Raw genomic sequence first — 25,462 nt, forward strand, 5'->3', positions numbered from 1 at the left:
TTGGAGAATCTCGCCCCGAACTGCGTCGAACTAATGCCTCTGTCAGCCGAACCAAACGGATAACGACGAGAACGCCGAACGCACGGTCGCTGGCGGGGAACGAATCGGCACTCGAGCGACAAAGGACAGTTTGAAGCGCGGCCTGAACGAATCGGGGGACATGTACGACCACCTCAAGGGGTTTCGTGATTTCTACCCCGCCGAGATGGGGGCGCGCCGGGAGGTTATCGACACGCTGGAGGCCACGGCGCGACGGTACGGCTTCCGGGAGGTCGGCACCCCCGCACTCGAGCGCACCCAGATGTACGTCGACAAGAGCGGCGAGGAGATCGTCGAAGAGCTCTACGCGTTCGAGGACAAAGGCGGCCGCGAGGTCGCGCTGACCCCCGAGTTGACCCCGACCGTCGCGCGGATGGTCGTCGCCAAACAGCAGGAGCTCTCGAAGCCGATCAAGTGGGTCTCGACGCGGCCGTTCTGGCGCTACGAGCAGGTTCAGCAGGGCCGGTTCCGCGAGTTCTACCAGACCAACGTCGACATCTTCGGCTCGAGCGAACCCGAGGCCGACGCCGAAATCCTCGCGTTCGCCGCCGACGCGCTGACCGACCTCGGCCTGACCGGCGAGGAGTTCGAGTTCCGCGTCTCCCACCGCGACATCCTCGGCGGCCTCTTCGAGTCGTTCGACGCCGACGTGGACACGGCCGCGGCCATCCGCGCCGTCGACAAGTCCGAGAAGATCAGCCACAACGAGTACCACGACCTGCTCGTCGACGCCGGCTTGAGCTACGATCAGGCCGCCGAGTTCGACGACCTGCTCGCGGTCGGCGAGGACGACCTCGACGAACTCGTCGAGTTCGCCGGCACGGACCGCGTCGAGGCGGCCGTGACCAACCTCCAGAACGTCCTCGAGGCCGCAGCCGACTTCGGCGCCCGCGAGTACTGTACGCTCTCGCTGGAGACCGCCCGCGGGCTCGATTACTACACCGGCGTCGTCTTCGAGTGCTTTGACTCGACCGGCGAGGTCTCCCGGTCGGTCTTCGGCGGCGGCCGCTACGACGACCTAATCGAGAGCTTCGGCGGGCAGCCGACGCCCGCCGTCGGCGTCGCGCCCGGCCTCGCGCCGCTGTCCCTGCTCCTCCAGCGGGCGGACGTCTGGCCGGATGAGGCGTTCACGACCGACTACTACGTCCTCCAGATCGGAGACACGCGGTCGGAGGCCGCCCGGATCGTCCGCGACCTCCGCGAGCGCGGCCACGTCGTCGAGACCGACGTCGCGGATCGCTCCTTCGGCTCGCAGCTGAACTACGCCGACTCGATCAACGCCGAAACCGTCGTCGTCGCCGGCGAGCAGGACCTCGAGAACGACGAGGTGACGATCAAGGACATGGAATCCGGCGACCAGACGCAGGCGCCGATCGACGAGTTCCCCGGCGACCGAGAGCGACCGACCTACGACGACTTCGCCTGAACGGACTCGGCTCGTCGGCTCTGGGTGTTGGTTCCGATTTTCGAACGCAAGCGCGCTTGACGGAGAGAGGTAAATCGGCGGTCTCGAGCGGTCGAAAATGACCGTTCATTATCATCACGTTTGCCAACGCAATCTGTGAACGTGCCGTCGATGCGCCGTTCGATCCGCTACTCGCTCGCGCTCCTCGCGGCCGGAGGGATCGTCGCCGCTCTGATGCTCGTCGAGACAGCCGATATTGATACCAACGCCGTCGACGATGACGACGAGCAGGTGCCTCGACCGTTCGAAGACGGAGCGTAACCGGCGATTCCGGCTTCCTCCCTTAAACCACCTCTATTGCAGGGGTGATTCGCGCCTATTCCCCTCGATCGGGAATATAAGCCCGTCTCAAGCCCGTATAGCACCGAGTAGTGACTGTAAGGTGACTCACAATGGCAACTAACGAAGCGACCGTGCAGTGGCTGGGGAAGCGCCAGGAGTTCGACTACGCCGACGGTATCGCCGGCTACGTGCTGGTGGGGATCCGACTGATCGTCGGCTACTGGTTCCTCCACGCCGGGTGGGGAAAGTTCGGGTTCGTCGCCGGCGAGCCGTTCGACGCGGCGGGCTACCTCGCACACGCGGAGACGCCCATCGCCCCGCTGTTCGAGTTCGTCGCCGCGACGCCCTGGCTGCTCGAGTTCACTAACGTGATGATCCCCCTCGGCGAGTTCTGCATCGGACTGGGGCTCATCGTGGGGGCGCTTGTACGTCTGGCCGCCTTCTTCGGCGGCGTCCTCATGGTGCTGTTCTACCTGGGCAACGCCGACTGGGCGAACGGCTACGTCAACGGCGACCTGCTCGGGCTCCTCATGTTCGTGCTCATCGGGGTCTTCGCCGCGGGACGGATCCTCGGCGTCGACGCCTACCTCGAGGAGACCGAGTTCGTCCGCCAGCGGCCGTGGCTGGGCTACCTCCTCGGGTGATGGCGCGGGATAGCTCGGCCCGATTCGAACGCTTTCGTTTTCCCGCCCTTCTGCTCCGTAGCAGGGCCGACCATTAACTACGGCGTCGGTGTACGACGCCCGATGGCCGATAGCCGCCCGAACGTTCTGTTCGTCCTCACCGACCAGGAGCGCTACGACTGCACGGCGCCCGAGGGACCGCCCGTCGAGACGCCGGCGATGGATCGCCTCTCGAGCGAGGGGATGCGTTTCTCGCGGGCTTGCACCCCGATCAGCATCTGTACGAGCGCCCGCGCCTCGCTCATGACCGGCCTGTTCCCCCACGGCCACGGGATGTTGAACAACAGCCACGAGGCGGACGCGATCCGGCCGAACCTGCCGCCCGAGTTACCGACGTTCTCGGAACTGCTGGCCGAGAACGGGTACGACTGCAGCTACACCGGAAAGTGGCACGTCGGCCGGGACCAGACGCCCGAGGACTTCGGCTTCGCCTATCTCGGCGGCAGCGACAAACACCACGACGACATCGACGAGGCGTTCCGGGAGTACCGCGAGGAACGCGGCGTCCCGCCGGGCGAGGTCGACCTCGAGGAGGTGCTCTACACCGGCGACGACCCGCGCGATGCGAGCGAGGGAACCTTCGTCGCGGCGACGACCCCGGTCGATGTCGAGGAGACCCGCGCGTACTTCCTCGCCGAGCGGACGATCGACGCCATCGAAGCGCACGCCGATGGCGACAGCGGAGAGGGCGACGGAAACGGCAGCGACCCATTCTTCCACCGCGCGGACTTCTACGGCCCCCACCACCCCTACGTCGTCCCCGAGCCCTACGCCTCGATGTACGACCCCAACGAGATCGATCCGCCCGAAAGCTACGCCGAGACGTACGACGGGAAGCCCCAAGTTCACGAGAACTTCCACTACTACCGCGGCGCCGACGGCCTCGAGTGGGACCACTGGGCCGAGGCCACCGCGAAGTACTGGGGGTTCGTCTCGCTGATCGACGACCAGCTCGAGCGGATCCTCGAGGCGCTCGAGGAGCACGGACTGGCGGACGAGACGGCCGTCGTCCACGCCTCGGATCACGGCGACTTCGTCGGCAACCACCGCCAGTTCAACAAGGGCCCGCTGATGTACGACGACACCTACCGGATTCCCCTACAGGTGCGCTGGCCCGGCGTCGCCGAACCCGGAACGACGTGCGAGGTGCCCGTCCACCTCCACGATCTGGCCGCGACGTTCCTCGAGATGGGCGGCGTCGACGTTCCGGAGTCGTTCGATTCCCGAAGTCTGGTGCCGCTGCTCGAGACCGGCGACGACCCGGACGCGGTGCCCGACGACTGGCCCGACTCCACCTTCGCCCAGTATCACGGCGACGAGTTCGGCCTCTACACCCAGCGGATGGTCCGCACTGGGCGCTACAAGTACGTCTACAACGGTCCCGACATCGACGAGCTGTACGACCTCAAGGCCGATCCCGCCGAATTGCAGAACCTGATCGACCACCCGGGATACGCGGACGTTCGCGAGGAAATGCGGGATCGACTCGTCGACTGGATGCAGGAGACGGACGATCCGAACCAGGGGTGGGTGCCAGACGTGCTCAGAGACACGCCGTAACGCTACCCGATCGAAGCACGTGCGGTGGCGCGCGCTGTGCCGCGGTGAGTGAATAACGAGCCGCGGCTCGAAGTCGTGCGAGGGACGAACGAGAGAAGCGAGTGAGTCGGTTGGGGAGGGAGTGGCACTCCTCGTTGCCACGATAGCAGGACACTCGTCGTGGTCGGCGGCGTTCGGACACTCGCCACGGTCGACGATATTCACTCGAGAACGATCCGCTCCCGATCGAATCGCTCGTCATCACCGTCCTCACGCCAGCGCCACGAGCCGACCTCGAGGGGCTCGAGCGAGACGATCAGGTATGACCGATCGGGCCAGGTCGCCTGCGCCTCGTCGGTCGCGCTCGGACTGGGCGGCCCGCGGGGATGAGAGTGATAGAAGCCGACGATTTCCTCGCCGCGGTCCTCGAGGTGCTCGAAGATCGCGAGTTGCTCCTCGGGATCGATCCGGTATCGGGTTCGCGGCGTCTCCGCGACGTTCCCAGCGGGATACTGCGAGCGAACCCGACTCTGTCCCTCGGGCTCGAAGTCGCCGCCGAAGATTCCGCAAATCTCCTCTGGAGCGCCCTCACGAGCACGCTCAAGGATCCGATCGCGAATCGCGGTGGGAACGACGAGTCCGGGATCGGGACCGGTCACAGGTAGCTACGCCTCCGCCTCGAGTCGATCGGTCAACTGCTCGAACGGCACGGCGATCTCCTCGAGCGCGACGGGTGGCGTTTCCTCGTCGAACAGTTCCGGCTGGACGATCGAGGCCAGCGCCTCGAGCGTGTCCACCAGCCGCGTCCCGGGCCGGTTCAGGTAGTGGTGGCCGTCCATCGCCCAGACGCGGCCCTCGCGGACCGCGGTGAGGTCGTCCCACCCCTCGCGCTCAGTCAGATCGGCGGTATTCGCGGCGGTCTGCTCGAGGCCGAAGCCGCAGGGCGCGACGACGATCAGTTCGGGATCGTACTCGCGGATGTCTGCCCACTCGCGGGGACTCGAGCGCTGACCGACGTCGGCCAGCCCGTACTCGCCGCCGACCCACTCGACCAGTTCAGCGGTCCAGTGGCCCGCGACCATGACGGGGTCGGTCCAGTCGAAGATGGCCACGCGGGGCCGGTCGTTAGGCTCGAGGGCGTCGGCGGTTCGCTCTCGAACGGCGTCGATGCGAGACTCGAGATTCGCTCGGACCTCGCGGGCGCGCTCCTCGCGACCCGTGGCGCGGCCGATCCGCTCGAGATCCTCGAGAACGTCGTCGACGCTGTGCGGATCGGTGGTGAGAATCTCCGGGTCCGCGTCGATCTCCTCGACAGCGTCCTCCATGACCACTTCGTCGACCGCACAGACGTCGCACATCCCCTGCGTGACGATCAGGTCCGGCTCGAGGGACTCGAGCAGGTCGGTGTCGACGTCGTAAACGCCCCCATCGTCGGCGGTCTCGAGCACCTGCTGGTCGATCTCGCCGCTCGAGGCATCGGCGTCGATCCTCGAGTCGGTGACCGACGGGAGGGACTCGACGCCGGGCGGGTAGTCGCACTCGTGGGAGACGCCCACGGGTTCGATCCCGAGCGCGGCCACGGTTTCGGTCGCCGAGGGGAGCGTCGTGACGATTCGCATGGCAGTTCGTAGGCGGTGGAGAGGCAAAAGCGGTGGTGTAGGGTCGCTCACCGCGAGCGAGCGGGCCGACGACTGACCCGAAAGCCGCGCTGTGCGCGGCTGAAGGGGAAGGAGGAGTGCTTTTCATCAAAGCTGAGCGGGATCTTCGATCCCGCGAGGTCGTCGGCGCGAAGCGCCGACTGCAAGCGATTCCGAAGGAATCGCCCAGTCCAAAAGAGCGCTTCGCGCTCTTTTGAAGATTTTACGAGTGCGGTCGCGGAGCGACCGCACACAGAGTAAAAGTTTGTTAGTGGAACTTGACGCCGACGTCGTGCAGGTCGTCGTTGTACTTCGCGATGTTGATCACGAGGGGGGTGACGCTCTCGACTTCGGCCGCGTTCGCGAGGGGGCCGACGTCGAGCGCGCGCAGGCCCTCGATCTCGTTGGCGAGGTTGCGGACGGTCTCCTTGGCGTCGTCGTCGTCCGCGACGAGCAGCGTATCGAGGTCCAGGTTGTTGTCCAGATCCGAGAGCGCGTCGGCCGCGAGGTTGTGGAAGGCGCCGACGACGGGCACCTCGTCGGGCGCGCGGTCGGCGACCAGTTCGGTGACGCTGCCGGCGCCCGGCGGGTGATAGTGGAGGCCGTCCTCGTCGCCCTGCATGCCGACCGCGGGGGTGACCAGGATCGTGTCCTCGTCGAGGTTGTCAGCGACGGCCTCGACGGTGTCGCCGGCGTAGTACGGCGGCACGCTGAGGATGACGACGTCGGCCCGGTCGGCCGCCATCTCGTTCGCGAAGCCCTTGACGTCCGCGTCGGCGCCGCGGGACTCGAGGTTCTCCTCGTAGGTTTCGACCGCGTCGCGAGCCTTCTCGGGATCGCGCGAGCCGATGAGGACTTCGTGGTCCGTATCGCGTGCAAAGCGCAGGGCCAGTCCCTGCCCGATATCGCCGGTTCCGCCGAGTAGTGCGATTCGCATACTCGCCTCTCAGGACGGCATCCGAATAAAAGGGGTGGAGGCCGGCCGATCTCGCCGGGTTTTCGGACGGGCTCCGAGCGACGGTCGATCGCTCGAGTCCCCAGCCGTCCGTCGCGGTTACGGCGCGTCGTCGTCCTCGGGGTTCATCGCCGCCCCCAGCCCGCTGTCGTACGCGTCGCGCTCTCTCACCTCGCGGATGCGCTGGTCGAGGCGCTCCGCGAGTTCCTGGCGTCGCCCCTCGTCGACGTCGGGATCGTTCCCGAGATCGTCGATATCCTGGCGAGCGGTCCGCAGGACTGACACCGCCTCCTCGGTCTCGAGGTCGGTCGCGCGGTCGAGGCTCCGTTCGACGTCCTCGAGGGTGGTCTCGGTCATGGGAACGGCTTCGGGTGCGAGCGGGGTGAAAGCTGGGCCGTCAGTGGTCGGGTACGGAGCCGTCGCCGACCGAGAGTCGGCAAGGGCTCGGCGAAAGGGCACACACTTCCCCGACAGCCCCCACGACGAGATATGGAGCTCTCGATCGTCGATCTCGCACCGATGCCGGAGGACGGTACCGCGACGGAGGCGTTCGAACACACGATCGAACGCGCCCGGCGGGCCGAGCGACTCGGCTACTCGCGGTTCTGGGTGGCCGAACACCACGACTTCACCGACTCGGTGGCGAGCACGACGCCGGAGGCCCTGATCCCCTACGTCGCCGCGAAGACGGAGGACATCCGGGTCGGCTCGGGCACCGTCCTGTTGAACCACTACAGCCCGTACAAGGTCGCGGAGACGTTCGGCGTCCTCGACGCCTTGGAGCCCGGCCGGATCGACCTCGGCCTTGGCCGGGCGACGGGAAACCCCGCGAGCGATCTCGCCCTCCAGCCGGATCGCAGCCAACGGCGGCGAACCGGCGACGATCAGGCGGAGAAGGTCGAGGAGGTCGCCAACCATCTCTACGGCGGCTTCGACGACGACCACCCGTTCCGCGACCTCGAGGTACCCCGATCGGGCGACTCCGCGCCCGAAATCTGGGTCCACGGCTCGAGTCCACAGAGCGCGACGATCGCCGGCGAACTGGGACTGCCGTACTGTTTCGCCGCGTTCATCCGCCCCGAGCCGGCGGTACAGGCGTTCGAGACCTACCGGGAGCACTTCGAGCCCTCGCCGGACGGCGCCGGCCTCGAGGCGCCCCGCGGCGCCATCGCGGTGAACATGACCTGTGCCGAGACGGACGAAGAGGCCGCGCGGCTCCGCGCGACCGCCGAGGCCTCGTCGCGACTGCTCCGCAGCGGGCGGGTCGACCGACTCCCGATTCGGTCGGTCGACCGGGCGATCGACGTCCTCGGCGACGCTCCCGACCCGACGCCGACGGACATCGAGCCCGGCGAGTGGCCTCGGCACCTCTCCGGCGGACCGGAGACGGCCCGCGAGATCCTCGAGGAACTGACCGCACAGGCCGGGGTCGACGAGGTCGTGATCCAGAGTCAGCACGCCGACCCCGAGACGACGCTGCGCTCGCACGAACTGCTCGCCGACGCCGTCGGCCTCGAGGCGCGCGAATAGTCGTCACGACCAAGAAACCGACCTGCGGTGGCGCGCGCTGAATCGCGGTGAGCGACTAGCGAACCGCGAGTCGAAACTGCGCGAGGTCTTCGCGAGTCGTACGAGCGAACGGCTTGGAAGACGCGAAGCGTCTTCCAGTGGATGAGCGAGCGAAGCGCGGCGCTACGCGCCGCGGTGAAGCGAACGGCGCAAGCCGTGAGCATTGGAGTGAGCGAATCGGCTGGGGTGGGTGTGGAAGTCCCCGTTGCCAGCACGAGCAGCACGTTCGTCACGAGTACGTTCACAACGGGTCCTCGGCTCGTCGAATATCGACTCGAGACGATTACGCTCCGGAACAGAGCCTCCATTAATCCCGCCGTCGTCGTCCGACCATGGACAGTCCAGCGGTGATCGCCCACCGCGGTTATGCGGGGGTCGCCCCGGAGAACACGATCGCAGCGGCCGAGACCGCCGCAGCACACGACGAAACGACCATGCTCGAGATCGACGTCCAACCCGCGGCCTGCGGCACCCCGGTCGTGATCCACGACGAGCGCCTCGAGGGAACCGACACCCGCGACGGCCGTCCGCTCACCGACACAACGGGACTCGTCTGGGAAACACCGCTCGGGGAGATCCAAACCGCACGCGTCCTCGGGACCGACGAAACGGTCCCCACACTTGCGCAATTGCTCGAGGCGATCCCCGAGACGGTCGGTGTCAACGTCGAACTCAAAAATCCGGGGACGACCGACTTGCGGTTCGGCGAGTCCCTCTCGGCCGACGACCGAGACGATCGCCGCGAGGTCTGGACGCCGTTCGTCGAGCGCGTGATCGATGACTGCGCGACTTTCGACGGTGAACTCCTCTTCTCGTCGTTCTGCGAGGGCGCGCTCGCTGCCCTCCGCGAGATCGCGCCGCGGTACGCCGCCGCGGCGCTCGTCTGGGACGACCTCGAGGCGGGCCTCGAGATCGCCCGCCGCTACGACTGCGAGGCGATCCACCCGCCGAGAAACGCGATCAGCGGAACGCCGCTCGCGGATACCGAGTACGCCGGGTTCGGAGCCGACGAGCCGAAGATCGACATCCTCGAGGAAGCCCACGCCGAGGGGCGGACGGTCAACGTCTGGACGGCGACGAACTGGCGCCAGTTCGAGGCCCTCGAGAGCGCGGGCGTCGACGGGATCGTCGCCGACTACCCGGAGCTGGGAACGTACTCGAGCGCCCGATAGCCGTAAAGTGCCCGAAAGTCCTACGACTCGAGCAGGTCGGGCAACGCGTTGATCGACTCGAGAACGGCCGAGGCGTCTTCGGCCTCGTACTTTCGGCGCCCCTCCTCGCCCGTCAGCCCACCGGTGAGGACGCCGACGCCGTGGTACTCCCGCTCAGGATCGGCCTCGCGGGCGTTGTTCGCCGTCCGAACGTCGTCTAACGTGTCGCCGACGAAGACCACGCGGTCGGCATCGAACCGCTCGGCGAGCGTCGTCAGCGCCCGCGGGTGGGGCTTGCCCTCCTCCCAGTCGTCCATCGTGAACCGGTGCTCGGGGGGAATCGCGTCCTCGAGGCCGACGCGCTCGAGGGCGATCTCGGCCTCGGCTTCCGGACGGCCGGTCAGCACGCCGACGGAGAGCGCGTCGTCCCCGACGAGCGCGTCGCGGGTCGACTCCTCGAGCAGGATCGGTTCGTCGTGGATGAATCCGCGCGTCTCGATGTCGGGCTCGCCGCCCTCGAGGCCTCGATAGAGGTCGGCGCCCAGATACAGTTGCTGGAAGCCGTCCCGAAGCCGCTCGCGGTCCCAGCGCTCGAGCACTCGCTGGGTCGCCCGGGCACCGAGGTCGTCGCGGATCGCGTCCTCGGCAGCCTCGAGGCCGCCGCCGCGGGCGGCGATCTCGTCGGTGAAGTCGTCGATCGACGTGCCGTACCCCTCGCCGGTCGCGAGCACGTACAGCGCGGCGGCGTAGGTCAGTTCCCAATCGTTGTTGAACCCGCCGGCGTCCTTGAACTGCTGGATGTCGGCCTTGCGGATCGTTCGGTCGTAGACGCGTTCGACGGAGTCGACGATCGCGCGTCGGTAGGAGTCGGCGACGTCGACGAGCACTCCGTCGACGTCTAGCACGACGGCGTCTGCGTTCATACCCGTCCAGACGGGGCGCCGAAGATAAAGGCGGTCGGATTCCGCTCGTGCGGTCGTCGCCGCCGCACGTGACTGCCGCGGTCTCAGTGCCGCGACCGGGAGCGACTCGAGCCCTCAGAACCCGAGTCCGCCGACCGTGTAGAACGCCAGCAAGCAGAGCCCCAGCGCGTAGATCACGTCGGCCCACAGCCACGAGAGCAGGTTCACGAGGTAGATCACGACGACGACGGGGACGCCGAGCAGGACGACCGGCGTTCGCCGCCACTCCGATCGAGAGCGCGTCCAGAGCGTGTTCGCGTCGCTGGTGCTCGGGAACGCCTGCACGCCGACCGCGAGGCCGAGCCATCCGAGCGCGACCGTGAGCGCGAGTTCGCCGCTCGGGGCCGCCACGAGGCTGTCACGAAGTGCGTTCGCCGACGCGACCGGCTCCGCGGTCGCGTGGGCAAGGGCGTCCGCGATTCCCAGCGACGACGCGAGCGCGGCGAACCCGAGGAAGGCCGCGACCGAGACGACGGTGTTGACCAGAAACGGGGCGACGCTGATCGCGAACGACTCGCGGTACCGTCCGGGCTGGGCGTGGCGGACGTAGCCCGGTGGGTCGCCGAACCGGAAGTAGGCGACCTCCCTGACGGGCACCCCGACGAGGTGACAGACCTGCTTGTGAGCGAGTTCGTGGACGACGACGCCGGGTGCGGCGAGGAGGCGCATCACGACTCGGGTCAGAGAGCCGACGACGGCGACGATCACCGTCATCGCGACGACGACGATGAGGACCGCGACGAGAGGCGAAACGCCAGTAGGAGTCATTGGCCGTTGAACTGTCCCGAACAGTGGTAATTCCTTCGACAGCGAACGGTCAGATGCGGGTGATTATCACCGTCGGCGTTCAGTCGGCGAGGCTCGAGCGACGTACAGCGTCCCCGTCTCGATCGTCCGGCGCTCGACCGGGATCGCGGGCTGGTCGCCGCCGAGGGTCGTAAACAGGAGGTCGGCGTCGGTCTCGCGAGCCACCGCGAGCGCGGGTCGGTGAAGTTCCGGCGGGAGGTTCAGCGCGTAGATCGCCTCGGCCGCGGCGTAGACCGCTGGATCTGGGTCGACGATATCGTCGCGGACGAACCGGACGCCGTCGGGGACCGGCCGGTCGTGGACGTCAGTCGCGGTGACGGCGACGCCGCGATCGGCCAGCGCGGCCGCTACGTCGGTTCGGCGACCGATTCCGACTTCGACGAGCCGATCGTACTCGGCCAGGGTCTCGAGCAGCGTCTCCGCGTTCCGGCGAGAGTGGGCCACGGCGGGACGTTTATGCCACCCGCGGCCATAGCCCTTGCCATGCTCGTCGATATCGTGCCGGTCGGCAACGTCCCCGCGAACGTCAAGCGGGCGGCTTCCGCTGCGTTGCGATCGGTTTACGACTGCGACGTCTCGGTCAACGACTCGCAGTCGGTCCCGAACGGTGCTTACGACGCCGACCGGAACCAGTACGCCGCCGAAACGTTCATCCAGCTCGCCGAACGGGTCGGCCGCGGGACGAAAAACATCGCGATCACGCCACACGACCTCTTCTACCGCCGTCGCAACTACGTCTTCGGGCTGGCCTACCTCGACGGCAGCGGGAGCGTCGTCTCGACCTACCGCCTCCAGACCTCGAGCGACGGCGGCTTCTCGAACCAGAGCGCCGAGGACATCTTCGAGGACCGGGTCCGCAAGGAGATCGTCCACGAAATCGGCCACACCTACGGGTTAGAGCACTGCGACAACAACCGCTGTGTCATGAACTTCTCGCCGACGGTCCGCGAGGTCGACATCAAGGAAGAGAACCTCTGCGGGAGCTGTCAGCGGCTGATTAGCTGATCGTCGGGCCAGAACGGTCGCTTCGGATCTCTGCTGACTGGAGCCGCGGCTCACCGGTTCGGGTATCAGTATCGTTCGAACGAAAGATCGGTCAGGACCGACGTTAGGGCGCGTAGTAGTACTCGCCGTCCTGTTTCTGCTGTCTGTCGAGTTGCGACTCGGGCTTGTTGATCCGCGGTCGCGAGGTCCGCTCGTCGCGGCGGAACGTGACCTCGAGGTTCGCGAGGAACTCGTTCATCCCGTCGCGCATCGGCTGGGGCTGGCCAGCGCGGCCCTGGACGGCGGGTTCACCGTCGAAGACCATCAGCCGGTCGGCCAGCAGGTCGATCATGTAGATGTCGTGGTCGATGACCATGACCGTCGCGTCCTGCTGTTCGGCGTAGCGTCGGATCGCCTTGGTCGCCTGGACGCGCTGTTCGACGTCGAGGTGAGCCGAGGGTTCGTCGAGCAGGTAGAGATCGGCCGATTCGGAGAGGCAGGCCGCGATGGCCACCCGCTGGCGCTCGCCGCCCGAGAGGTCCGAGAGGTTCTGCTCCATGATCCGCTCGAGTTGGAGCGGCTGAGCGATCTCGGTGTTCCAGTACGAGGAGCCGAACTGGTCAGTGATCGACGAGAGGAACGCGTCGACCCGCATGTGCTGGTCGATCGTGACGTACTGGGGTTTGTACGAGATGTCCAGATCGAGGTCCGCGTCGCCCTCGTCCGGTTCGAGATTGCCCGTCAGGAGCTTCGCGAACGTCGACTTCCCGATCCCGTTCGGACCGACGATGCCGAGCACCTCGTTCTCTCGGATCTCGCCGCCCTCGACCTCGAGGGAGAACTCCCCGTCGCCGTAGCTCTTGGTGAGGTCGGGGTACTCGACGAGGGTGTCGGAGTGGCTCGCGGTCCGAGGGGCGTGCTCTTCGAACTCGATGGGATTCGGCCGGATCCGCATGTTCTCGTTGTCGAGGTAGCCCGAGAGGTACTCGTTGATCCCGTTGCGGACGGATTTCGGCGCGGTGATGACACCGTAGGCGCCGGGCTCACCGTAGGCGACGTGCAGCGTATCGGCGAGCAGATCCAGGATCGCGAGGTCGTGTTCGATGACGAGCATCGACTTGTCCTCCTCCTCGGCGAGTTCCCGAATCAGCCGCGCCGCGGTCACGCGCTGGCCAATGTCGAGGTAGGGCGTGATCTCGTCTAAGAAGTAGAAATCCGTGTCCCGGGCCAGCGTGGCCGCGATGGCGACCCGCTGAAGTTCGCCGCCCGAGAGGTCGTCGATCGACTGCTCCATGACTGGCCCGATCGAGAGCCGCTCGACCAGGTCGTCGAGGGCACCGCGCTCGTCGGTCTGCTCGAGCAACTCGCGGGTGTTGCCGTCGAAGCTGTTCGGAATCTGGTCGACGTACTGTGGCTTGCGCGCGATCGTGACGTCGCCGTCGCGCACGTCGGCGATGTAGTCCTGCAGTTCCGTCCCGCGGTAGGCCTCGAGGACGTCGTCCCAGTCGACTTCCTCCTCGTGGCGGCCGAGGTTGGGCTCGAGTTCGCCGGCGAGGATGCGAACGGCGGTGGTCTTCCCGATCCCGTTCGGACCCAGAATACCCGTCACCTGCCCCTCCTGGGGCGCGGGGAGTCCGTACAGCGAGAAGGCGTTTTCGCCGTAGCGGTGGGCGGGGTCGTCCTGCAGTTCCTCCGGCAGGTTGATGATCTCGATAGCGTCGAACGGACACTTCTCGACGCAGATCCCGCAGGTCTCGCCCAGACAGATCTCTTCGGAGATGTGGACCTGGTCGGGTTGACCCTCGTCGGCCTCCTCCCCGCGGAGAGTGATACACTCCTTGCCCGTGCGGTTGGGCGGACAGTAGTTCTTGCACTCGTAGCTACAGCGGTCGGGTTGGCACCGATCGAGGTCTACGACGGCGATGCTGTCGTCGGCCATGGTTACGCGACGGCCCCCGTCGTGAGCAAGATTCCCCACGTCACGAACCACAGGGAGAACGTCATGAATACGATGAACAGGTAGTGTTTCGGTCCGAACTCGTCGTCATCGTAGATGCTCGTGAAATCGTAGAGCACGAACTGGGCGAGAATCGCACCGGCGACGAGCATGAGCGTCCGCGTGTCGTTCGCGGCCGCGTCGGCCGACGACACGTCACCCACCAGTGCCATCGAGCCGAACGCCGCGGCGACACCCAACAGCGCGGCCAGCGCGGTCACGCTGATCGAGCGGATGTGCTCGCGTCGGTCACTGATCGATTCGGTCGACATGGATGGAATTCAGTGGCCGGTGGTGAAAAGGAGTTCGGGTTGGTCTCGAAATGGAATCTCGTGTGCACGCATCGAGGCAAGTTTCCAATACGGCCTGAAGGTGGCAGTCCCAATCGACGAACGCTGTCGGGATAACAGACGATACTCATCCGAGATCAGGAGTTCTCGTCAGTGAGTATCGTTATGACCACATCCTTATCCTTGACATTCCGGTCGAAACCATCTAGTCGATAGTTTACTTCTTCGTCTTCGTTGATAGTATACGGGTCGTGGAACTCTTCCGCTCCGACAGCATATTCACCCTCGTTTCTGACCTCGCTGTCAGTAGTATTCGAGGAATCAAGCTCTATGACCTGATAGGATTGAGCGGGATTATTACTTGTATCATCTATTTTGATACCAGTCACTGTTACCGATTCGTTGTGCGTATTCCGTATCGAAAACGTGACTTCTTTGCCATTTTCATTGTATTCGTCCGTGAATTCGTACCAATCGGCACTGAAGCCACCATCTCCACAACTGACGGTAATATCTTTGATCGTTCTTGTAGCTCCCTGGACGGATACGCCGTCACCGAAAGCGTCGACGACCATTATTATAATGTCGGTCTTCCCAGCTGCCTTATTTGATGTACAGGAACCGGAGACGCTCCAACTATTGTCCTGTTGACGAACAGTTAGATCTAGTAGTTCGTCACTCTCGGAAACAGTTATATCGGTACTATCGAGGCTGGTTATATCGATAGCGTTCGTATTACTCTCGATAGTTGCAATCTCGGTTTGTTTGTTATGTTTATCAATCGTCGAACTCTGTGCCGTAATACCGATGAGTGCGTCCGGGTGGCTGGCAGTACTAACGCTAACTCCTCGATCAGCTGCCAGTGAACTGAAACCGAACGCTGGACTGATTATCATGGCTGCTCCGAGGACGATCAGACAACTACCGACGAAGGTGATAGTTCGAGCCATAGTTACGGTGGCCGCTCCATCTCACCCAGTCGCATCCGTCGGCTCTGTACCACGTGGACAACCGCAGAAACCGCAAACAGCGCGAACACCAGCGTCGCCCAGCCGAGTTCAGAGACCGTCTCCGTCGGCACGACCTCGAGCCAGAGCCCACCCATCACGATCGCTCCGACCGCAGCGAGCCCCAGATAGTACAGTCCCCACGGAATCGAGTCCGCCGGAACGACGTCCAGATAGACGTCTAGCTCCGAGGCCTCGTCGGTGAGCTCGATCGTTCGATTGTCGAACTCGATCATTTCGGCTCGCTCGAGCGTCGGGAGATGCGTCTGCTGTAACGACGTGTACACCCGTTTCCGTTCGGCGGAAGTGATCTCCTCGATCTCCTTGTCGAGTTCCCAGGCGGCGACGTGTTCGGCGAGGTCCCCCAGCGTGACCGGCTCGTCCTCGCGTTTGCAGTAGTGAATCGCGTATCGCCGCCGATGGTTGCTCAGAAGATCGAAGATTTCCCCCCGATCCGAATCGCCCCCCATCTGCGTTGCCATTGAATCGTTCGTATTATGTTGAAAATACGTCTAACTGATACATAACGCTTATTGCCGCGAGATACGCCTGTCTCCCAACTCTACAGTGGCCGACCAATCAGTCAGCAGCGTGTAGCATCTCTGAATCGTTCCGACCCGAGTGACAGGCGTACTGGGCGGCCGTCAATGGTCGATTTCTACAGTCCGCTCGGAAACGTGCACCGCATAGTTCGCAGTACTCCCTGTATCGTAGTTCACGGCGAGTTGCATCTGCGTATCCATATCGAGGTCGATCTCTTCGTCAACGATCTCCTCGAAGAGATCGAGTAGTTCGTCGGGATCAGCGGTCTGGTAGTAATTTCCGCCGGTCTCAGTCGCCCATCCCTCGAGTTTGTCTTCAGGTATCGAGTCGTGCTCGAGCGCGTCGAGACCGACGGTGTGAAGGGTGTAATCGAGGTCATCCGACCGATCGGCCAGTTCGTCCATCCGCTCGTCGTTGGCAGTGTTGGAGTTCTTACCGTCGCTCAGGAGAATAACGATTCGCTCGCGATCATCGGTACCGCGGGTAGCGTAATCGTTGAGTGCCGCTTCCAGCCCGGCGGCCATGTTCGTCCCACCGTATGCGGTGCCGACGACGCTCTCTTTCGCCGACTCGAGATCATCGCTAAGGGGATGAAGGGCTCGGCCACTGCTGGCGAAATCGTAGACTCCGACCCGATCGGCGCTGGGGTCGAGTTCGTCGATAACGTTTCTGGTCGCCTCGACTCGCTGGTTCGTTGGATCGTTTCCTGGATGTGGGTAGATACCGATTGAGCCCGGTATATATCCGAACTGATGGTAGGGATGGACCCGAATTTCCGTCCAATCATCGGGATGGACAAAATCTCTGTGCTCGAGCGTTCTGATCGTCCCGTCGTCGTCTCTGACTTGGATCGACTTCCAGTCATGCGTATTTCTAAACGGTTCGTCGGTCGGGATTGGCTCCCACTCCTCACCGATATCGATCTCATAGTCAGGTTCGTACGCGCTCCACGACGTTGGATTATGGGGGCCCATCGATCCCGATCGGTCGAGAACGAACGTTACGTCGACCGGAGGCCGCGTGTCACTGTACTCGAATAACAGATCGGTGTCCTCCTCAGATAGCGGTGTTGCACTCCGCAGCGAGCGATCAAAGTTAATCTGAACGTCGTCGCCGATCTCGAGCGTGTCGTCGCCACCTTCAGCCGCATCGCCGGCGATAACGGCCCCGTCGATGGTCACATCATCCTTGATTTCGAGGTCAGCACCCGGTGCGTAGACGACTCCCTGAAAGTCGTCCTCGATGGTAATCGTCGAATCGCTAGTAGCGTACACCCACAGCGAGTCCGCACGGTCGTCGGGTTGGATCTCGACATCCGATAGTTCGACATTACCGTCGACATAGAAATTCGTCCGGTTGTTGCCGGTGATCTCGACGTCCGAGAGGTCGAGGCTGCCGTCAACACCGATGTTGACGTTTCCATCAGAGGAATCCGTCGAATCGATACCGTCTTCCCCGCTGTACATGCCCGTAGAAACGTCACCATCGGCCGACGGCTTGCCAGAGAGGTACGACGTCAGAAGGCGATCGATCTTGTCGTCGATCGGATCGACGTCTGTGTACGGTTGCGAGAGTTCGGTTGCGAGTGCCGTTCCTTCGACGCCTTTACCCTCTCCCTCGTTCTCTGAATCCAACCGATAAAGCTTCTTGCCGCTCTCCGATTCACCCTGCGGGGTCCCATTGACGGCCACTCCGTAGCCGATCGGTGAAATCGACGGATTCCCTTTCGAACCCAGTTCACCGTTTACGACCGGGACACCTTCGATATCGGCGTGGTTGTGTAGATGGAATTCATCGTAATTCGCGAGCAAGAAGCCGGGAGAGTCGTCACCGTCCGAACTGTGGTTTCCGTACGCGTTCATTGAAAGCGACGACTTGAGAGTGCCCGTTTCACCGTCGATATAGAGTCCGCTGCGAACCGTCGGTTCGATATCGACGAGTTCGCGAAGCGGTTCCTCGCCATCGACGTTTGCGACGACCGTGACCGTCTCCTCGGATTCGTCGTGGCAGATAATGTTCTCGTCGACCGAGTTGGAGACCTCACAGTTGTTGGCGTCCGTCGCGTCGAACTCGTCTTTCAGAAAGTTGTACCATCCGTGATGGTAAGACGACCCGGAAACCTCGACCGTGGTATAGCTGACGACCTCGATATCCTCCCCGAGCGATTCGAACGAGTCTGTATCGGGATTCGGAATTTCCCGGACCGTATGCTCGCCCGTGCCGACGGTTCCCGTGAGCGTGACCGGTACGATATCGACTCGTCCGGCTTGCCCGTCCTCGGTCGATTCGTAGTAATATCGGAGATTCGGATCCGAAACCGCGGTCGCTCGGTCGCCGGAAACGTCCCAAGCCCCACCGGCTTGATACGCGAACTCGTTACCGCCTTTATCGGTCGCAACCAGCGTCTCGAGCTCTATCGAGCGACTATCGTTCACGTATCCGTCCGAGACGGTTACCTCGATTTGACCGTCAGAAATCAGTTCCCCGTCTAAATTATTGAATTGGACAGGCGCCGGAGTATCGTCCTGCACTCCAAGCGACGATATCGTGGAATCGAACTGTCGGAGTTCTCGCTGACTCTGTTCGCCGTACGCTTGGGATTCTGCGGCATCGAACGCTCCCATTCCGACGACGTAGACGGTCGTTGCTCCGAGAAATACCATTACGAACAACAATACAATCCCTAACTGAGGACTCGCCCCCCGATCGACCCGTTCGGAAAGAGAGACATCATCCTCTCTACCAATCCAACCCATTACGAATTCGTATCCATTACTGTGTTATAAAATGTAATGAGTGTTAACTCAATCTTCAATAGGATGATTCTGAGCGCTACCGAACGATGTGACCGGAGGAGATACCTCTAGCTCACTTTCAATGCTACTGCTGATGAATTGATCCGACTAGCTTTTGGGGGCGCTGTAGCGGTGGTAGCGGCCAATCTCTACTCTTCAAGACTGTCTTGAACGGGCGTATTACCGAGCTTTCGGTGTTTCTGGCAACCGAATACAAAGTGGGTCGCACTCCACGGTGAGCGTAAGAACCGCGTACTGGATTCCCGCCTCGAGGTGGGAGGACCGACGCGGTCATACGGAAACCATAACCATGAGAATGAATCGACGCAATGTGCTAGTCGGACTGGGGACAATTGTCGCAGGCGGCGGAGCTGCGCTTGGGACGGGGGCGTTTAGTAGTGTGGAAGCGACTCGAACAATGACAGTCGGATTCAATAACGATTCGGCTGCGGAGTTGGTCCTGAATCCGACCAGTTCGTATGCGACTACGGAAACGAACAACGACAGTTCCAATGGTTCAAGCACGCTAAAACTAGCGTTTAATGACTTGAATGACAACGCTACGACAACGTTCACTGACGTCTTCGAAGTCGAAAACAACGACTCGAACGGCAACGCACACAGCATTTACGTGAAGAATTCCGGTCAAGTCGATGGGAGCACTATTGATTTTCAGGTTAATGGAAGCTCGATAGTTGGAGGAGCAATTACTGCAACGACAGATATAGCGACAAGTGATGGTCCAGTAAGCATCGATATCGTCATCGATTCCAGCAGTAGTATCTCTAATGCGAACGTGACAATCGTTGCAGACTAAACTCTCACTAACGTCTTTCTCGGCTCTATGACACTAGAACGAAGAGACGTTAGAGGCGGAGGTCTTCGAGGGGATAAACTGATCTAACACAACGAACACCAAACAAATGTTGTCTATCTCATCGCCGGTAGTTACTGTCTTTATTTTCATTTTAGGGCTCACACTTGTGATTCCGACAGCTGCACTCACACTTGGTGGAGGTCAACCAGTCGACGAGAGGAAACATCTCCATCTTGCGCCGAGCGATGGAACCAATGGACAGTACGCCGTCATTGATGACGACAAGATTACACTCAACCTCGAGGCCCTCAACGACCGCGCAATCACCACTGCTGGCGATGTCTTCACGATCACGATCGCCGATAATGACGTCCAGCGGGTCTGGATCGAGAACGACATCGAGGGCCTCGAGTTCTACTCCGGAAACGATCCGACGGCCGAAATCACCGAATCAAGCCCGATCGAGCCATCAGCAAGCGATACTATCAGCGTCGGCGTCGCGGTCGATACGCATGTCGCTCACGCGGGCACGGAGACGTTCACGGTACACGTCCGCTATGACGATGACGAGGACGATGAAGACGACGAGGATAACGAAAACGAGACGCCCGAGAGTGTCTCCCTCGAGTCCCTCACAGTCACTCCGACGAGCCTCGAGACCGGCGAGTCAGTGACGATCGAGGGGACCTACCGAAACGGGAACGACACGGCGAAACGGCACACCGCGAAGCTGACCGTCGACGGCACCGTCGTCGACAGTCAGACGATCGAGATCGCCGGCGGTGAGACCCGAACCGTCACCTTCGAGCGGGAGCTGCAGTGGCCGGGCAGCTACGACATCGGAATCGACGGCGCGGCGAGCGAACGGGTGACTGTCACGGGACCGGGCATCGAGATCAGCGAGGCGTCGGTCACCGACGCCGAACTCACGAGGGGCGATCGAACGACGGTCTCGGCGACCGTCAGGAACCCGACGAACGAGCCCGTCGAGCGAACGCTCGAGTTGGCGGTCGACGGGATCGTCGTCGATACCAGAACGGTCGTCGTCCAGTCGGGCACGGAGCGAACGGTGACGTTCGAGCGCCAGTTCGATGTCCCCGGAACGTACGACCTGTCGATCAGCGGCGTCGACGCCGGTTCGGTCACCGTCTCGGAACCGGAGCCACACCCGATCCGAGATCGACAGCTGTCGGCAGCGACGACGGCCGCGCTCGCGCCGCCGCTGACGATGGGGGCCCTGCTCCTCGGCGTCGCTGCGAACCGCCGCTGGGCGATCGTCTCGAAATACTGATCCGATGATGAGAACCGACGAACACCCGCATCTCGGCTCGTTCGGGACTGTTAAGACGGCCCGGTTCGAACGTCGTCTCGATAGAATAATCAAATATCGATGATTTTTCTCGAGGCGCCACGATGACGGGGACGACGCTCCTGAAGCGAACGCTGGGGCTAGGGGTCGCCCTCGTCGTTGTCCTGTTGTTGGTCGGCCAACTCCTCGGGCAGCCGATCCTGCTCGGGTACGTCGCGACCGGTAGCATGGAGCCGGCGATGGACGCCGGCGACGGCTTCGTCGCGGTCCCCAGCCTCGTCGATAGCTCGGTCGAACAGGGAGACGTCGTCGTCTTCGAGGCCCGGGAACTCCACGGCGGTGGGCTGACGACCCACCGCGTGGTCGGCGAGACCGAGGAGGGGTACGTCACCAAGGGTGACGCCAACCCCTTTACCGACCAGGACAGCGGCGAGCCCCACGTCACGGACGGCCAGATCGTCGCGAAAGCCTGGCAGGTAAACGGCGAGGTCGTGACGATTCCCCTCCTCGGGACGGCGATCATGGGCGTACAGGGCGTCGTCGAGTCGGCCTACGAAAGCGTCGCTCCGGTGGTCGGACTGACGACGACCGGCGACTCGGAGGGGCTCGGGGCCGCCCTCGTCGCCGTCGGCGTCGCCCTGCTCGGGTTCGGGACGGTGTTCGAGCGACTCGGTCCGGCGCGACGCGAGATCCATCGATCACGCTCTCGAGAGAACGTGATCGCGTTCTGGACGGCGCTGGGACTGGTCTTGCTCGTGTTCGTTACCTTCGCGACCGCGGCGATGGTCGTCCCCGCGGGCACCACCGAGTACGAACTCGTGAGCACCGACTCGCCGACCGACGATCCGCAGGTGATCGCCCCCGGAGAGACGACCGAACTCACCCGCACGGTCGATAACGCGGGCTATCTCCCCATCGTGGCCGTCCACGAGCCCGGGAGCAACAACGTCGCAATCGACCCACCGACGCAGACCGTCGGGATCCGCTCGAGCGGGGAGACGACGGTCTCGCTGACCGCGCCCGACGAGACCGGGTCGTACACGCGACACGTCGGCGAGTACCGCTACCTCGCGGTGCTCCCGCCGGCGGCGATCGTCTGGCTACACGGCCTGCATCCGCTCGCCGCGATCGCCGCGGTCAACGGCGTCATCGTGGGTCTCGCCGTCGCGATCGTGCTCGTCGTCTTCGGGCACAACGATCTGCGCGTTCGCTCGGCGGGCGATCATATTCCGGTATCGACCCGCCTCGAGCGGAAGCTGCGCAAGTGGCTCCGAGAGTGATCTGCTCATCGATGGCCAATATCGTTATAATGTTCGGATCGCATGGAAGAACGAACGTGTCTCCGCAGCCAGTCGGAGAATCGGTGCGGACAAATGGGGGGAGACAATCGCCGTACGGGACGGCTTCGATCGGGGTGTCTAACACGTGATCGATAATCCGCGTCTCGACCTGTTGCTCGCCAAGTACGGGCGGTCGATCGTCGTCGTCCTCGTCGGGATCGGCGTCCTCGCCTTTCTCGCTTCCGGGTGGGCCGTCGCGACGCCGTCGACGTCGACGAGCCACCAGTACGCCGACGAACGCGTCTCGAGCGACGTCGAGACGAGCGCCGTCGTCGTCCGGAACGGAACGCTCTGGAACGAGGGCGATCGACTCGAGAACAGCGGCGTCTACATGCTGAACGCGTCGCCGGAGCTAACGCTCCGCGCAGAGACCGGACTGACGAACGCGACCGCTGGGACGCCCGTCGACGACGGGACCGTGAGCCACGAACTGACGCTTCGGTTCGAAGCGACGCGTGAGGGCGCGGCGTTCTGGAACGAGACCCGGACGCTCGTCGACGAGTCGCCGGCGGTCGAGAACGGCGTCGCGAGATCGAACGCGACCGTCGACGTCGAATCCGTTCGCGATCGGCAGCGCCAACTCGAGCGCGAACTGTCCGGCGTCGGGTCCGTCGACGTCCATCTCGAGTTCCGCGCCACCTACGAGACGGGCGCGGGACAGGGGGTCCAGGAGACGTCGACGACGCTCGAGGTGACCGACGACGCCTACTGGCTGAGCGACTCGCTGTCCGCGTCGGACGAACAGCGCTACCAGACGGGGACGACGGAGACGACCGAGTCTCGGAACCTCGGGCTGATCGCCGGCCTCTCGCTGCTCGGGACGCTCTCGCTGGCCGGCGCCGCCGTCGTCGCCCGTCGCTCGCCGATCGACGAGGCGGCCGCCCGCCGGGCCGTCCACGAGCAGCGCTACGCCGAGTGGATCTCGCGGGGGTCGATCCCGATGTGGATCGGCGACTACCACGTCTCGCTCGATACCCTGGAGGACGTCGTCGACGTCGCGATCGACACGAACGAGCGCGTCGTCCACGACACCCAGCGCGGACTGTTCGCCGTCGTCAACGACGGCGTGGTCTACTACTACAGCGATCGGGGACTCTGGGAGGAAACCGCCTGGCCAGAGATGGACCTCGACGACGGCTCCGCGGTCGTCGACGCCGACGCGCCGCGGAGCCCGGAGGAGCTCGAACTCGAGGGAAGCGACGAGTTCGCGGACCCGGACGACGGGTTCGACGACGACGCGGACGTCTGGCGAAAGCTCTGAGCGTCCGAGAGACGGGATGCGACCGGCTATTTCTCCGACGACTGCCGATAGCGGCCGACAGCTGACGTCGACGACTGCGGTCGACCGTGTCAGACACTGGCGCGGTGAGTCGTCGGCCGACCGTCGCAGCGCTCTCGGTAGTCCCAAATTTCACCGACCCCTGACCAACGAGTCAACTATCGATATCTCGATATCTGACTCCTCACGATGTACTTTACCGTTCAGATTCTGTTGGAAACTTTTGTGGTAGTCACGGTTCGTAAGGCTCAACTTTTATGCTGCTGGGAGCTTTCGATTCGTAATATGGCAGAGACCGACGGGGAGGACATCGAAGATTTGCCACCGAGCGCCAAACTGGTTTTCAAGGTTCTCGAGTACGACGGGCCGCTGACCCAGAAACAGATCGTCGAGGAATCGATGCTGTCGGCCCGAACCGTCCGCTACGCGCTCGAGCGGTTAGAGGAGATCGGAATCGTCGACGAGGATATCTACTTCGCCGACGCACGCCAGAGTCTCTATCGACTCGAGGAGCCGGTGGCAGCCGACGGAAACGGCGTCGAGGAGTCCCCGAAGAAGGACGCCTGCTGCGCCGAATAACGGCGCGGAAACCGGGAGGATTATTTTCAGTCGGTGATCGTCCACCAGTATGGACAAGGAGACGCTGCCGCGATGGGGATGGCTCTTGCTGGGGCTGTTCGCGATGGCGGTCGTCGCGAACACGTTCAATCTATTCGTTCTCGGTCCGGCGGGCGTTCCCGAGCGGTACCACGTCGTTACCGTCATCACGTCGATGGCGCCCGTGTTAATCTACATCGGCCTCTGGTACGACGACGACCGCCAGCAGTACTGGGACCACTCACGGGAACACATCGTCGGCGATCTCGTGTTCGTCATCACGGGGGCAGCGATCGGGGCGGGCATGGGGCTCGTCGCGACCGAGGGACTCGGGCTCCCGCCGTTCGTCGAGGACGTCATCGCCATGGCCGTCGGCTTCATGCTCTCGTGGGGGCTGTTCTGGTGGCGGAACACGGAGATCTACCGCGATCTCGATGGCCGCTAATCCGAGAATCGTTACGGTCCGCGTCCGGCGGGTGTGACTGGGTTTGTCGTCGCTTACTGTCTCGCCGGCGGTTGCTCGGCGCCGCGGTCGGCGATTCCGGGCGTCGGCGGCAGCGATCGCTTGTGCTCGGTTTCGGCACAGAGCCAGGCGATCGACCGCGCCGTCTCGCGGTCGATCTCGAGCGTCGCCGCGGCGTCCTCGATCGACTCGTCCTCGTCGACGAGCCGCTGTAACAGCGGATCGATGACGTCGTAGGTGGCCCCGAGTTCGTCGGCGTCGGTCTGGTCCGCCCAGAATCCCGCCGACGGCTCCTTGCTGACGATCCGGCGCGGAACGCCGATTCGCTTCGCGAGCGCCCGCACTTCGGTCTTGTAGAGGTCGCCGAGCGGATACGCGTCGGCCGCCCCGTCGCCGTACTTGGTGAAATACCCCAGCAGCAGCTCGGACCGGTTGGCGGTGCCGAGCACGAGCCTGTGCTGGCGGTTCGCCGCGTAGTAGGCACAGCACATCCGCAGCCGCGCGATCACGTTGCCGAACGCGTGGTTACGTTCGTCGGGACGGCCATCGTCGCCGTCATCTTGACTCTCGAGTTCGATCGCAGCCGTCTCCTTGAACGCCTCGAGGACCGGCCGCAACTGGATCTCTCGAAACTCGATGCCCAGCCCTTCGGCGATCGTTCTGGCCTCGCTCACGCCGGTCCGTTCGCTCTTGTGGCAGGGGAGCCCGAGCCCGAGAACTCGATCGCTGCCGAGGGCCTCGACGGCCAGTTCCGCGGTCGCCGTCGAATCGATTCCGCCGCTCATCGCGACGACGACGCCCGTGGCGCCCGCGTCCTCAACCGTCGTCCGGATGTCGTCGATGATCCGCGAGCGGACGAGCTCGAGTCCCGGCCGATCAGTGATGAACGTCCCGGTCGTGCATCCGATTCCAGCGTCGACGATCGTCTTCCTCTCAGCGCCCATAGCGATCAA

The 25,462-nt window shown here is 63.6% G+C and carries 26 protein-coding genes; 13 read left to right on the plus strand and 13 right to left on the minus strand.

Translation table 11 applies throughout. The features are described 5' to 3' along the window. Positions 1-160 precede the first annotated feature (160 nt). From hisS to HTUR_RS17175, 4 genes are all read left to right on the plus strand, one after another. Entirely contained in the window at positions 161-1,465 is a 1,305-nt protein-coding gene (gene hisS / locus HTUR_RS17165) for a histidine--tRNA ligase (protein ID WP_012944607.1), read from the plus strand. Positions 1,466-1,600: 135 nt separating this feature from the next. Beyond that, positions 1,601-1,765 (plus strand): hypothetical protein, encoded by a 165-nt coding sequence (locus HTUR_RS27525; RefSeq protein WP_187291463.1) that lies wholly within the window; start codon positions 1,601-1,603, stop codon positions 1,763-1,765. Positions 1,766-1,896: 131 nt separating this feature from the next. Next, positions 1,897-2,430 carry a DoxX family protein gene (locus tag HTUR_RS17170; protein WP_012944609.1) on the plus strand — a complete coding sequence of 178 codons (534 nt, stop codon included), beginning with the start codon at positions 1,897-1,899 and terminating at the stop codon, positions 2,428-2,430. 102 nt (positions 2,431-2,532) lie between these two features. Then, complete coding sequence (locus HTUR_RS17175; RefSeq protein WP_012944610.1) at positions 2,533-4,029, plus strand: sulfatase-like hydrolase/transferase; 1,497 nt, start codon at positions 2,533-2,535, stop codon at positions 4,027-4,029. A gap of 200 nt (positions 4,030-4,229) precedes the next feature. Here the strand turns inward: HTUR_RS17175 and HTUR_RS17180 are convergent, their stop codons facing one another. The 4 genes from HTUR_RS17180 to HTUR_RS17195 all read right to left on the minus strand — a co-directional run bounded on the left by HTUR_RS17180 (position 4,230) and on the right by HTUR_RS17195 (position 6,957). Further along, entirely contained in the window at positions 4,230-4,667 is a 438-nt protein-coding gene (locus tag HTUR_RS17180; RefSeq protein ID WP_012944611.1) for a desampylase, read from the minus strand. Between the two features lie 6 nt (positions 4,668-4,673). Next, positions 4,674-5,627 (minus strand): cobalamin-binding protein, encoded by a 954-nt coding sequence (locus HTUR_RS17185; protein ID WP_012944612.1) that lies wholly within the window; start codon positions 5,625-5,627, stop codon positions 4,674-4,676. 286 nt (positions 5,628-5,913) lie between these two features. After that, on the minus strand, positions 5,914-6,582 hold the full coding sequence (gene npdG, locus HTUR_RS17190; RefSeq protein WP_012944613.1) for an NADPH-dependent F420 reductase: 669 nt from the start codon (positions 6,580-6,582) through the stop codon (positions 5,914-5,916). Between the two features lie 117 nt (positions 6,583-6,699). Then, positions 6,700-6,957 carry a hypothetical protein gene (locus HTUR_RS17195; protein ID WP_012944614.1) on the minus strand — a complete coding sequence of 86 codons (258 nt, stop codon included), beginning with the start codon at positions 6,955-6,957 and terminating at the stop codon, positions 6,700-6,702. 132 nt (positions 6,958-7,089) lie between these two features. On the opposite strand from HTUR_RS17195, the gene HTUR_RS17200 reads away from it, so the two are divergent. Together HTUR_RS17200 and HTUR_RS17205 are read left to right on the plus strand one after the other, a co-directional pair. After that, positions 7,090-8,130 carry an LLM class flavin-dependent oxidoreductase gene (locus HTUR_RS17200; RefSeq protein WP_012944615.1) on the plus strand — a complete coding sequence of 347 codons (1,041 nt, stop codon included), beginning with the start codon at positions 7,090-7,092 and terminating at the stop codon, positions 8,128-8,130. A gap of 371 nt (positions 8,131-8,501) precedes the next feature. Then, positions 8,502-9,341 carry a glycerophosphodiester phosphodiesterase gene (locus HTUR_RS17205; RefSeq protein WP_012944616.1) on the plus strand — a complete coding sequence of 280 codons (840 nt, stop codon included), beginning with the start codon at positions 8,502-8,504 and terminating at the stop codon, positions 9,339-9,341. 20 nt (positions 9,342-9,361) lie between these two features. Here HTUR_RS17205 and HTUR_RS17210 read toward each other — a convergent pair whose 3' ends face one another. From HTUR_RS17210 to HTUR_RS17220, 3 genes are all read right to left on the minus strand, one after another. Beyond that, positions 9,362-10,243, minus strand: a complete 882-nt coding sequence (locus tag HTUR_RS17210; protein ID WP_012944617.1) for a TIGR01548 family HAD-type hydrolase — start codon at positions 10,241-10,243, stop codon at positions 9,362-9,364. Between the two features lie 114 nt (positions 10,244-10,357). Next, entirely contained in the window at positions 10,358-11,050 is a 693-nt protein-coding gene (locus HTUR_RS17215) for a metalloprotease family protein (RefSeq protein WP_012944618.1), read from the minus strand. A gap of 66 nt (positions 11,051-11,116) precedes the next feature. Further along, positions 11,117-11,533 carry a UPF0146 family protein gene (locus HTUR_RS17220; protein WP_012944619.1) on the minus strand — a complete coding sequence of 139 codons (417 nt, stop codon included), beginning with the start codon at positions 11,531-11,533 and terminating at the stop codon, positions 11,117-11,119. A 39-nt stretch (positions 11,534-11,572) separates the two neighbouring features. Here HTUR_RS17220 and HTUR_RS17225 point away from each other — a divergent pair, with 39 nt between their 5' ends. After that, complete coding sequence (locus tag HTUR_RS17225) at positions 11,573-12,094, plus strand: archaemetzincin family Zn-dependent metalloprotease (protein ID WP_012944620.1); 522 nt, start codon at positions 11,573-11,575, stop codon at positions 12,092-12,094. Between the two features lie 103 nt (positions 12,095-12,197). Here HTUR_RS17225 and HTUR_RS17230 read toward each other — a convergent pair whose 3' ends face one another. The 5 genes from HTUR_RS17230 to HTUR_RS17250 all read right to left on the minus strand — a co-directional run bounded on the left by HTUR_RS17230 (position 12,198) and on the right by HTUR_RS17250 (position 18,665). After that, on the minus strand, positions 12,198-14,012 hold the full coding sequence (locus HTUR_RS17230) for a ribosome biogenesis/translation initiation ATPase RLI (RefSeq protein WP_012944621.1): 1,815 nt from the start codon (positions 14,010-14,012) through the stop codon (positions 12,198-12,200). A 2-nt stretch (positions 14,013-14,014) separates the two neighbouring features. Next, a complete protein-coding gene (locus HTUR_RS17235) occupies positions 14,015-14,341 on the minus strand; it encodes an EMC6-like membrane protein (protein ID WP_008893595.1) in 327 nt (108 codons plus the stop codon). A gap of 155 nt (positions 14,342-14,496) precedes the next feature. Further along, complete coding sequence (locus tag HTUR_RS26790; protein ID WP_012944622.1) at positions 14,497-15,309, minus strand: hypothetical protein; 813 nt, start codon at positions 15,307-15,309, stop codon at positions 14,497-14,499. A gap of 2 nt (positions 15,310-15,311) precedes the next feature. After that, complete coding sequence (locus HTUR_RS17245; RefSeq protein ID WP_012944623.1) at positions 15,312-15,848, minus strand: DUF7344 domain-containing protein; 537 nt, start codon at positions 15,846-15,848, stop codon at positions 15,312-15,314. Positions 15,849-16,010: 162 nt separating this feature from the next. After that, a complete protein-coding gene (locus tag HTUR_RS17250) occupies positions 16,011-18,665 on the minus strand; it encodes a vWA domain-containing protein (RefSeq protein WP_449271830.1) in 2,655 nt (884 codons plus the stop codon). A gap of 355 nt (positions 18,666-19,020) precedes the next feature. Between HTUR_RS17250 and HTUR_RS26795 the strand changes: the two genes are divergently transcribed. From HTUR_RS26795 to HTUR_RS17275, 6 genes are all read left to right on the plus strand, one after another. Beyond that, positions 19,021-19,521 (plus strand): hypothetical protein, encoded by a 501-nt coding sequence (locus tag HTUR_RS26795; RefSeq protein ID WP_394298206.1) that lies wholly within the window; start codon positions 19,021-19,023, stop codon positions 19,519-19,521. Positions 19,522-19,627: 106 nt separating this feature from the next. Continuing rightward, positions 19,628-20,812 (plus strand): CARDB domain-containing protein, encoded by a 1,185-nt coding sequence (locus tag HTUR_RS17255; RefSeq protein WP_012944625.1) that lies wholly within the window; start codon positions 19,628-19,630, stop codon positions 20,810-20,812. 122 nt (positions 20,813-20,934) lie between these two features. After that, a complete protein-coding gene (locus HTUR_RS17260) occupies positions 20,935-22,110 on the plus strand; it encodes a signal peptidase I (RefSeq protein WP_012944626.1) in 1,176 nt (391 codons plus the stop codon). 145 nt (positions 22,111-22,255) lie between these two features. Next, positions 22,256-23,431 (plus strand): DUF5305 domain-containing protein, encoded by a 1,176-nt coding sequence (locus HTUR_RS17265; protein WP_012944627.1) that lies wholly within the window; start codon positions 22,256-22,258, stop codon positions 23,429-23,431. Positions 23,432-23,734: 303 nt separating this feature from the next. Then, positions 23,735-24,028, plus strand: a complete 294-nt coding sequence (locus HTUR_RS17270; RefSeq protein WP_012944628.1) for a MarR family transcriptional regulator — start codon at positions 23,735-23,737, stop codon at positions 24,026-24,028. A gap of 49 nt (positions 24,029-24,077) precedes the next feature. Further along, the gene (locus tag HTUR_RS17275) at positions 24,078-24,491 is read left to right on the plus strand and encodes a hypothetical protein (protein ID WP_012944629.1); all 414 of its coding nucleotides are present in this window, start codon (positions 24,078-24,080) and stop codon (positions 24,489-24,491) included. A 53-nt stretch (positions 24,492-24,544) separates the two neighbouring features. Here HTUR_RS17275 and HTUR_RS17280 read toward each other — a convergent pair whose 3' ends face one another. Then, on the minus strand, positions 24,545-25,453 hold the full coding sequence (locus HTUR_RS17280) for an NAD+ synthase (protein ID WP_012944630.1): 909 nt from the start codon (positions 25,451-25,453) through the stop codon (positions 24,545-24,547). Positions 25,454-25,462 lie beyond the last annotated feature (9 nt).

Origin of the sequence: Haloterrigena turkmenica DSM 5511, from assembly GCF_000025325.1 — an archaeon.
In the GTDB taxonomy this organism is placed as follows: domain Archaea; phylum Halobacteriota; class Halobacteria; order Halobacteriales; family Natrialbaceae; genus Haloterrigena; species Haloterrigena turkmenica.